Genomic DNA, 8075 nt, shown 5'->3' with positions numbered 1-8075 from the left:
GCGTCTTTGTTAGCGACTCTTAATATTGTAAATGTTTATTATTTATAAGTCAACAACTTTTTAAAAAGAAAGTTTTTCATAAGTTAAAGTAACTTGTTCGAACTGACTTTTACTACTATACGCGCAATTATTATGAAAGTCAATGCTTTTACGAAAAAAAGTTGAACAAAGGAAAAGAAATAGTATGAGAGAAAAGAAATAAGTGTTCTTTCTACTATGATTAAGCGTTTTATTATAAAGAAAAAATCGCGCCAAAGCGCGATTTCTAAATATCTATACACATCTATTCAAGCAATTTTACTGCTCTTGATCTAACTGATCTAAAGCATCAATTACTTTTTGAGCCATCTCTAAATATAATTGTCCTGTAGAATGATTCTTCGCATAAACTGAAGGAGCAAAGTCTTCTTCAAGGATATCTGGTTGGCCTAGTGGAATTTGCGCAAGTAACTCTGTACGTAATTCCTCAGCTAATTTAGGACCGCCGCCTTTACCGAATACATATTCCTTCTCACCCGATACATCTGATTGGAACCATGACATATTTTCAACTACGCCTAAGATATGGTGTTCTGTTTTAATTGCCATTGCACCAGCACGAGCTGCTACAAATGCTGCTGTTGGATGTGGTGTTGTTACAACGATTTCATATGACTCTGGTAACATTTGGTGAATATCTAAAGCAACGTCGCCTGTGCCTGGAGGTAAATCTAATAGTAGATAATCTAATTCGCCCCACTCTACATCGCGGAAGAATTGATCTAATACTTTACCTAACATTGGTCCACGCCATACAACTGGTGCATTGTTTTCAACAAAGAATCCCATTGAAATCATTTTTACACCAAAGCGCTCTACTGGATAAATGCGATCTTCTTTAATGACCGGCATTGTTTGAACACCCATCATATCTGGAACACTAAATCCATAAATATCTGCATCAATTAAACCAACTTTTTTACCTTGGCGTGCTAGTGCTACTGCTAAGTTAACCGATACAGTTGATTTACCAACGCCACCTTTACCAGATGCGATTGAGATAAATTTTGTTTTATTTAATGGCGAAAGCATACCTTGCGCTTCTGCTGCAGTTGCTTGTCCACGGAATTTTTCTAAAACGGATGCGTCTAACTCAGTGAAACGAATACCTACTGACTTTGCACCTGCTCCTTTTAAAACGTTTACAATTTCCATTTGAAGATTGAGTTGTTCAGGTGTACCTGTCTTTGCTACAGCAATTTTAACACTCACATGTTCTTTTTCTTCTTTGATTGTTACTTCAACAATGCCATTTGTTTCAGCTAATGTTTTATGTAGAAAAGGATCATGTAAAGCACCTACTAATTCACGAACTTGTTGTTCATTGATCACGTCTAACACTCCTTATTTATATAAATCAATATCAATTGTTAGTATAACATATTCATTTATAAAACTATTTATATTTTGCCCACATATTACTGCATTACATTTATGTAAAAAAATAGGTTAAAACAACCTCTTTCATTCGAAGTTGTTTTATATTTAATGTAGAAAAGAATTTAGGAAGTGGGGTTTTATGCTAACTGAAAATAAAAGGATGTTCGTATTTGATAACATCAAAGCTTTATTAATTGTGCTGGTTGTCATTGGTCATGCTACTGACTATTACACGAAAGAATCAGATGTAATGAGGATGTTTTTTTATATACACATATCTATTTTATATACCTTTATTTATCTTCATCGCAGGCTTATTTAATAAACTTGCTAATTTAAACGATACATTTAAATTAGAAAAGGTTGCGAACTTTCTAACCCTATACTTACTATAAATACTTGGTTTGGAAATAAAAATTATTCAATCGGTTTTTTAACTGAAGATGGTGTTCCATAGTTCATGTTCGCAACGGTTGCTTCGTTATATATTGCACGTGCAGTTCGTAAAATACCTTACTGGATTACATTACCTACGTCTTCACTTATCTCACTTGCAATTGGTTACACAGAAGCAGGCGATTTTTTAGTGCTATCACGCATCTTTGTCTTTTTACCATTCTTCCTATTAGGTCTATATATTAAACTAAAAGCTCTTGTTGAAGAACTATAGTCGAAAACATTAAAAATTGTTTCAGTAGGCATTCTTTTAACAATAGCGATTATAATCATGACACAGATTGAATCTATGCTTTTAGAAATATTCTAAGTGGTCGTAACTCCTATGATAAAGTACGTGGGTTAGAGCCTATAACAGATGACTTATTTGCTGCTGGAGCTTTTTTAAGACTTTTCGTATTTTTAATTACCGTTTCGATGTGTATCGCTATATTAGCATTAATGACGCATAAGCGTACATGGTTTACAGTATTAGGGGAACGTTCGATTGCTATTTACTTTTTCCATCGCTTTTTACTATTCATTTATCATCATTACGGTTTAAACGAACAACTTGAAAAGATTTTCCCAAACGCATGGCTTAGTATTTATCTATTCACATTCTTCGTCGTCGCTATTCTGCTCGCACGGAAACCATTTGAGATGATATTACGAACTATTGAGGAGAATGTTGCAAAACCATTCCAACCAAAAGATACATTAGTGAGTAAAAAAACAATTTAGGAGAATTCGAATGGAACAAGATATTCTATTTTTACGAAAAGCCATTGAACTAGCCAAACAGGCAAAACAGGAAAAAGACGAACCATTCGGCGCACTACTCGTAAAAGATAGCGTAATCGTCGCACAGGACAAAATTACGTAAAACGAAACCAGAACCCCATCGCACACGCTGAACTTGAAGCGATTCACACCTATTGCGCACAATCTGGAATGACAGATTTACAAGATTACACACTTTATAGTAGTTGTGAACCTTGTCCGATGTATATGAGTGCGGCTATCTGGGCAAATGTTGGACGCATTGTTTATAGTGTTCCAGCAAAACAAGCAGCTGAAAAAATCGGCTCAATGTTTCAATTGAGTAGCGAAGGTCTCACCACACATAGCGCAACAAACCAAAATTAATTGGGCCATTAATTCAAGATGAAGGTATTCGAGTATTTGATTAAACAAAAAAAGAGCAGTTGCTACTCTAAAGCTCTGCTCTTTTTATATTCATCTGCTAAAATCGCATAATAAAATTCATCCCACCAACCATCAGCCGTTGGTATACACTGTTTAAACAATCCTTCTTTTCGCATACCAATCTTCTCCATAATTCGCCACGATGCGATATTTTCCGGCTGACATGTTGCGACAATCCTGTGTACCCCTAATTCAGTGAACCCATAGTTGATCATTGCCGCAGCTGCTTCAGAAGCATATCCCTTACCTGTATAACAAGGATTCATTACCCATCCAATTTCATATGTATGCTTTCCGAAATATGGCTCAAAAAATAGATGACCCATTAATTGATTCGATGACTTCTCGATGATTGGAAAATACCTTGCCTTCTCTCCCTTATTTTCTAAAATAAAACGTTTCACGTCCTCTTTTGAAAAAACACCTTCTGGTATATAGTGCATCACATCCGCTTGAGATGTATAAGCATATACTGCTTCCCAATCTTCTTCTTTAAATAAACGAAGTATCACTCTCTCTGTTTGAATATACATCTATATCTCCCCCTTTCTCTCACAATACAAATCTCTATAAAAAAATACAAACAAAAAAGCCACTCCACAAAAGTGAAGTGACTTTTTGAATCGTAAATCGAATGATTAACGTTTTGAGAACTGAGGTGCACGACGAGCGCCGCGTAAACCTGGTTTTTTACGTTCTTTCATACGAGGGTCACGAGTAAGTAATCCTGCTGATTTAAGAGCTGGACGGAAATCAGGGTCAACAGTTAGTAACGCACGAGCGATACCGTGGCGAATAGCGCCAGCTTGACCTGTGAATCCACCACCGTTCACGTTAACGTGAACATCATAGCTACCTAGAGTTTCTGTAGCTACTAATGGTTGTTTAATAACTTCGCGTAAAGATGCGAATGGGACGTAGTTTTCAACGTCGCGGTTGTTGATAACGATTTTACCTTCGCCTGGTACTAAACGTACGCGGGCAGTAGAGCTTTTACGACGACCTGTGCCGATATATTGAACTTGTGCCAAGGGAATATCCTCCTCTATTAATTATCCGCGAAGCTCGTAAGCTTCTGGTTTTTGTGCTGCATGTGGGTGTTCTGCACCTGTGTAAACGTGAAGTTTACCGAACATTTGACGACCTAAAGAGTTTTTAGGAAGCATGCCTTTTACTGCTAGTTCCAACATTTGAGTTGGGTATTTTTCTTTCATTTCGCCAGCAGTACGAGTTTTTAAACCACCTGCAAATTGCGTGTGACGGTAGTAAATTTTACCTTGTAATTTATTACCTGTTAACTCGATTTTTTCAGCGTTGATGATGATTACATGATCACCTGTATCAACGTTTGGTGTGAATGTTGGTTTGTTTTTACCACGTAAAATAGCAGCTACTTCTGAAGCTAAGCGACCAAGAGTTTGGCCTTCAGCGTCTACAACTAACCATTTACGTTCTACTTCGTGACCTTTAGCCATGAATGTTGTACGCATTTTAGTATCCTCCTACTAACTAATTGTTCTATAGTTCTGTTCCAATTGTTTTCTTTATCCTCAAAAGCTAAGATTCGGGGCTTATCTTGTGGGGTAATGAAAATACCATACGTTATCTTATAATAAAAAACGATGAAAGTCAAGTGCTTTAAGTAAAACACCAGGTGATGTTGTTTCACTGTGGATAATGAACTTTTTCAAGGTATAAACCTTGTGCTGGCGCGGTTTTACCGGCTTTCGAACGGTCCATCGAAGCAATGGTGGCAGATAATGTATTCACATCTCTTTTACCAATACCTACTTCCCATAATGTACCCGCAATAATGCGCACCATGTTATATAAAAAGCCATTCCCCTCAATGGTCATGTGCAATTCCTCATCATGCCATTCAAAGTTAATTGCATGCACTGTACGTACTTTATCTTTTACTCCTGTATTTGCTGCACAAAAACAAGAAAAGTCATGTGTACCCAAAATATACTGTGCTGCTTCTTTCATTAAAGTCACATCTGGTTTCACCCCATTGGTGGGTGTTGCATAAAAACGTCGAAATGGATTTTGAATCTTTTCACAAGACCAAATATAGCGATAACGTTTTCCACTCACACCATAGCGCGCGTGAAAATCATCTGCTACTTCCTCTATTTCTAACACACGAATATCTCGTGGTAATTGAACGTTTAATGCGTGTGCATAACGATCAAGGGGAATGGATAAAGTCGTATCAAAGTGTAGTACTTGACCAGTTGCATGTACACGAGCATCTGTACGACCACTCGCTACTACATGCACGATTTCATCACTCTTATGCATCGCTGTCAGTACTTTCTCAATTTCTTCTTGGACTGTTCGCTGTTGAGGCTGAACCTGATATCCTGCGAAATTTGTACCGTCATATGCAATTGTAGCTTTCATTCTTCTTTTCATCGTTATGCAAGTCTCCTAATAATAAATTCTTAAATAAATTAAAATGGCTGCTAATACTACAAATACAACCATCGCAATTGTATCGCGCCCCGTCCATTTCAACTGACGATAACGCGTTCTTCCTTCACCACCACGATAGCCTCTTACTTCCATCGCTGTAGCTAAGTCCTCTGCTCGTTTAAATGCACTAACGAACAATGGAATCAATAATGGTACAACTGCTTTAATACGCTCTTTAATCGGCCCTGACGTTACATCTGAACCTCGTGCCATCTGTGCTTTCATAATTTTATCTGTTTCATCCATTAATGTTGGAATAAAACGTAGCGCAATCGACATCATCAATGCTAATTCATGCACAGGTACTTTAATTCTCTTTAATGGATTCAGCAATGTCTCTAGACCATCTGTAATCGAAATAGGCGATGTTGTTAAAGTTAAGATGGATGTAACAAATACTAAAACTAAGAATCGAATCGAAATAAAAATCCCTTGTTTCAATCCTTCTTCATAAATCTTCACAAAACCAATCTCAACTAATAAATCGCCACCTTTTGTAAAGAATACATGGAGTAAAAAGGTGAAAATCATCAAAATTAAGACCGGCTTCAACCCATTAATTAAAAAGTACAAACGAATACGTGATACAAAGACAATAAAGAAAGTAAATACAACAAGTGCAATATAAGCTGGAATGTTATTTGCCACGAATACAATAAAGATGAAAGCAAAAACGAAAATCAATTTTGCACGTGGGTCCATCTTATGTACAAATGAATCCCCTGGAATAAATCGTCCGAAAATCATTTTTTCCATCATGATTGATCACGCTCCTCACGTACAAGCTGACCAATCTCTTTTGCTAATTCTTCTTCAGTTAGACATAGCGTATTCAACTTTCGTCCAATTTTCGCCTCTAATTGCTTTTGGAATTGAATAATGTGTGGCACTTCCAAACGATAAGCAGCGAGCTTCTCTGCATCGCTAAATACTTCTCTCGGTGTACCATGTAATACGCTCTCCCCGTCATACATAATTGTAATCGCATCTGCATAACGTGCTGCATCTTCCATACTATGTGTCACAAGAATCATCGTTAGATTCTTCTCATGGTGTAGACGATTGAACAACTCCATAATCTCTTGGCGGCCACGAGGATCAAGTCCTGCTGTTGGCTCATCCAACACAATAACTTCTGGGTCCATCGCTAACACACCTGCAATCGCTACACGACGCATTTGACCACCCGACAAATCAAATGGTGACTTTTCTAATATCGCTGGTGGTAAGCCCACAACTTCAATTAATTGACGCGCGCGCTGTTCTGCTTCTTGCTCTGGAACACCGAAGTTCATCGGACCAAAACAAATATCTTTCAAAACCGTTTCTTCAAACAGTTGATGTTCAGGAAATTGAAACACGATCCCTACTTTTTGACGTACAGCACGTAAATCTTTTTCTTTCTTACCTGCCACAATGGTCTTTTCACCAATTTGAATTTGCCCTTCAGTTGGTTTTAAAAGCGCATTTAAATGTTGTAGAACCGTTGATTTACCCGATCCTGTATGACCAATAATCGCATGGAAAGTGCCATTTTCAATCGCAATATTCACATCATGTAATGCTCGCTTTTCAAAAGGCGTATTTTGAGCGTATGAAAAACCTACTTCTTGAAGTTTGATATCCATAGATCTTCCACCAACTCTCTCTCCGACATATGTGTTCCTTCTAACGAAACACCTTCCTGCATTAATAGATGAGCCATCTTCATTGAGAATGGTAAATCTAACCCCAATGCGATCAACTGCTCACCCAATGCAAAAATCTCTGAAGGTTTTCCTTCTGCAAACTTCTCACCTTGATTCATGAATAAAAGGCGGTCTGCTAAAATCGCTTCTTCTAAATCATGTGTAATTGATAAAACCGTCAAACCGGTTTCTTCTCTTAATGTACGAACTGTATCTAAAACTTCTTGTCGCCCTTGTGGGTCTAACATCGAAGTCGCTTCATCTAAAATTAATAATTTCGGTCTTAATGCTAACGCACCCGCAATCGCGACACGCTGCTTTTGACCACCAGATAAATGTTGTGGTTCATGATTCATGAAACCCGACATTTTTACTTGCTCTAACGCCTGCTCAACTCGACTCACCATATCTTCATATGGTACCCCATTATTTTCTAACGCAAAAGCAACGTCATCTTGTACAGTTGCTCCAACAAATTGATTATCTGGATTTTGAAAAACCATGCCCAGTTGTGAACGAATCGACCATAGATTTTCTTCGTTCATTGGCATACCAAAAATTTCTACTGTTCCTTCTTGTGGAAACAATAAACCATTCATAATTTTGGCAATCGTCGATTTACCCGACCCATTATGACCAACAATGGCAATCCATTCGCCTTGTTCTACAGAAAATGAAACATCTTCTACAGCATTTCTCACTTCTGGCTGCTCCAGATCATATGTGAATGTTATGTTTTGTAAAGATAAAATCTCCGTCATATGACCATCTCCTCGTGCTAGTTTACTAAGCTCTACTCATCTCTTTACGTTACACTGTTTTCTCTTTAAATGCTAGACAGAATTT

General features: G+C 37.5%; 12 protein-coding genes. 4 read left to right on the top strand and 8 right to left on the bottom strand.

Annotation, left to right across the window (positions count from 1 at the left end):
- Positions 1-297: 297 nt before the first annotated feature.
- Positions 298-1371, bottom strand: a complete 1074-nt coding sequence (locus KGI01_RS12885) for an iron-sulfur carrier protein/transcriptional regulator SalA (RefSeq protein ID WP_170214795.1) — start codon at positions 1369-1371, stop codon at positions 298-300.
- 508 nt (positions 1372-1879) lie between these two features.
- Between KGI01_RS12885 and KGI01_RS12880 the strand changes: the two genes are divergently transcribed.
- The 4 genes from KGI01_RS12880 (at position 1880) to KGI01_RS12870 (ending at position 3003) form a co-directional block, all read left to right on the top strand.
- Positions 1880-2089, top strand: coding sequence for an acyltransferase family protein (locus KGI01_RS12880; RefSeq protein ID WP_141275018.1), 210 nt, complete (start codon positions 1880-1882; stop codon positions 2087-2089).
- Positions 2090-2292: 203 nt separating this feature from the next.
- Positions 2293-2598 (top strand): hypothetical protein, encoded by a 306-nt coding sequence (locus KGI01_RS12875; RefSeq protein WP_141275017.1) that lies wholly within the window; start codon positions 2293-2295, stop codon positions 2596-2598.
- A gap of 10 nt (positions 2599-2608) precedes the next feature.
- Positions 2609-2740, top strand: a complete 132-nt coding sequence (locus KGI01_RS14125; protein ID WP_255314795.1) for a tRNA-specific adenosine deaminase — start codon at positions 2609-2611, stop codon at positions 2738-2740.
- 17 nt (positions 2741-2757) lie between these two features.
- Positions 2758-3003: a deaminase gene (locus KGI01_RS12870; RefSeq protein WP_141275016.1), complete on the top strand. Its 246-nt coding sequence runs from the start codon at positions 2758-2760 to the stop codon at positions 3001-3003.
- 62 nt (positions 3004-3065) lie between these two features.
- Here KGI01_RS12870 and KGI01_RS12865 read toward each other — a convergent pair whose 3' ends face one another.
- From KGI01_RS12865 to KGI01_RS12835, 7 genes are all read right to left on the bottom strand, one after another.
- Positions 3066-3596 carry a GNAT family N-acetyltransferase gene (locus KGI01_RS12865; protein ID WP_141275015.1) on the bottom strand — a complete coding sequence of 177 codons (531 nt, stop codon included), beginning with the start codon at positions 3594-3596 and terminating at the stop codon, positions 3066-3068.
- Between the two features lie 105 nt (positions 3597-3701).
- Entirely contained in the window at positions 3702-4094 is a 393-nt protein-coding gene (gene rpsI / locus KGI01_RS12860; RefSeq protein ID WP_068450183.1) for a 30S ribosomal protein S9, read from the bottom strand.
- 21 nt (positions 4095-4115) lie between these two features.
- Positions 4116-4553 carry a 50S ribosomal protein L13 gene (rplM, locus tag KGI01_RS12855; RefSeq protein ID WP_068450181.1) on the bottom strand — a complete coding sequence of 146 codons (438 nt, stop codon included), beginning with the start codon at positions 4551-4553 and terminating at the stop codon, positions 4116-4118.
- Positions 4554-4728: 175 nt separating this feature from the next.
- Positions 4729-5481: a tRNA pseudouridine(38-40) synthase TruA gene (gene truA, locus KGI01_RS12850; RefSeq protein WP_141275014.1), complete on the bottom strand. Its 753-nt coding sequence runs from the start codon at positions 5479-5481 to the stop codon at positions 4729-4731.
- A gap of 15 nt (positions 5482-5496) precedes the next feature.
- Complete coding sequence (locus KGI01_RS12845; protein WP_141275013.1) at positions 5497-6300, bottom strand: energy-coupling factor transporter transmembrane component T family protein; 804 nt, start codon at positions 6298-6300, stop codon at positions 5497-5499.
- The gene (locus KGI01_RS12840) at positions 6297-7169 is read right to left on the bottom strand and encodes an energy-coupling factor ABC transporter ATP-binding protein (protein WP_121176048.1); all 873 of its coding nucleotides are present in this window, start codon (positions 7167-7169) and stop codon (positions 6297-6299) included. Before KGI01_RS12840 ends, KGI01_RS12845 begins: the two co-directional genes overlap by 4 nt.
- Entirely contained in the window at positions 7145-7990 is an 846-nt protein-coding gene (locus KGI01_RS12835; RefSeq protein WP_141275012.1) for an energy-coupling factor ABC transporter ATP-binding protein, read from the bottom strand. The genes KGI01_RS12840 and KGI01_RS12835 overlap by 25 nt, the downstream gene beginning before the upstream one ends.
- Positions 7991-8075: the final 85 nt, after the last annotated feature.

Source organism: Kurthia gibsonii (genome assembly GCF_006539985.1).
Lineage (GTDB): Bacteria > Bacillota > Bacilli > Bacillales_A > Planococcaceae > Kurthia > Kurthia gibsonii.
This window is presented reverse-complemented; position numbering and strand designations above follow the sequence as displayed.

Excerpts from the sequence above, each read along its gene's own strand:
- KGI01_RS12880 (WP_141275018.1), top strand. The coding sequence starts at position 1,880 with ATGTTCGCAACGGTTGCTTCGTTATATATTGCACGTGCAGTTCGTAAA.
- KGI01_RS12875 (WP_141275017.1), top strand. The coding sequence starts at position 2,293 with ATGTGTATCGCTATATTAGCATTAATGACGCATAAGCGTACATGGTTT.
- KGI01_RS14125 (WP_255314795.1), top strand. The coding sequence starts at position 2,609 with ATGGAACAAGATATTCTATTTTTACGAAAAGCCATTGAACTAGCCAAA.
- KGI01_RS12865 (WP_141275015.1), bottom strand. The coding sequence starts at position 3,596 with ATGTATATTCAAACAGAGAGAGTGATACTTCGTTTATTTAAAGAAGAA.
- rplM (WP_068450181.1), bottom strand. The coding sequence starts at position 4,553 with ATGCGTACAACATTCATGGCTAAAGGTCACGAAGTAGAACGTAAATGG.
- truA (WP_141275014.1), bottom strand. The coding sequence starts at position 5,481 with ATGAAAAGAAGAATGAAAGCTACAATTGCATATGACGGTACAAATTTC.
- KGI01_RS12845 (WP_141275013.1), bottom strand. The coding sequence starts at position 6,300 with ATGATGGAAAAAATGATTTTCGGACGATTTATTCCAGGGGATTCATTT.
- KGI01_RS12840 (WP_121176048.1), bottom strand. The coding sequence starts at position 7,169 with ATGGATATCAAACTTCAAGAAGTAGGTTTTTCATACGCTCAAAATACG.
- KGI01_RS12835 (WP_141275012.1), bottom strand. The coding sequence starts at position 7,990 with ATGACGGAGATTTTATCTTTACAAAACATAACATTCACATATGATCTG.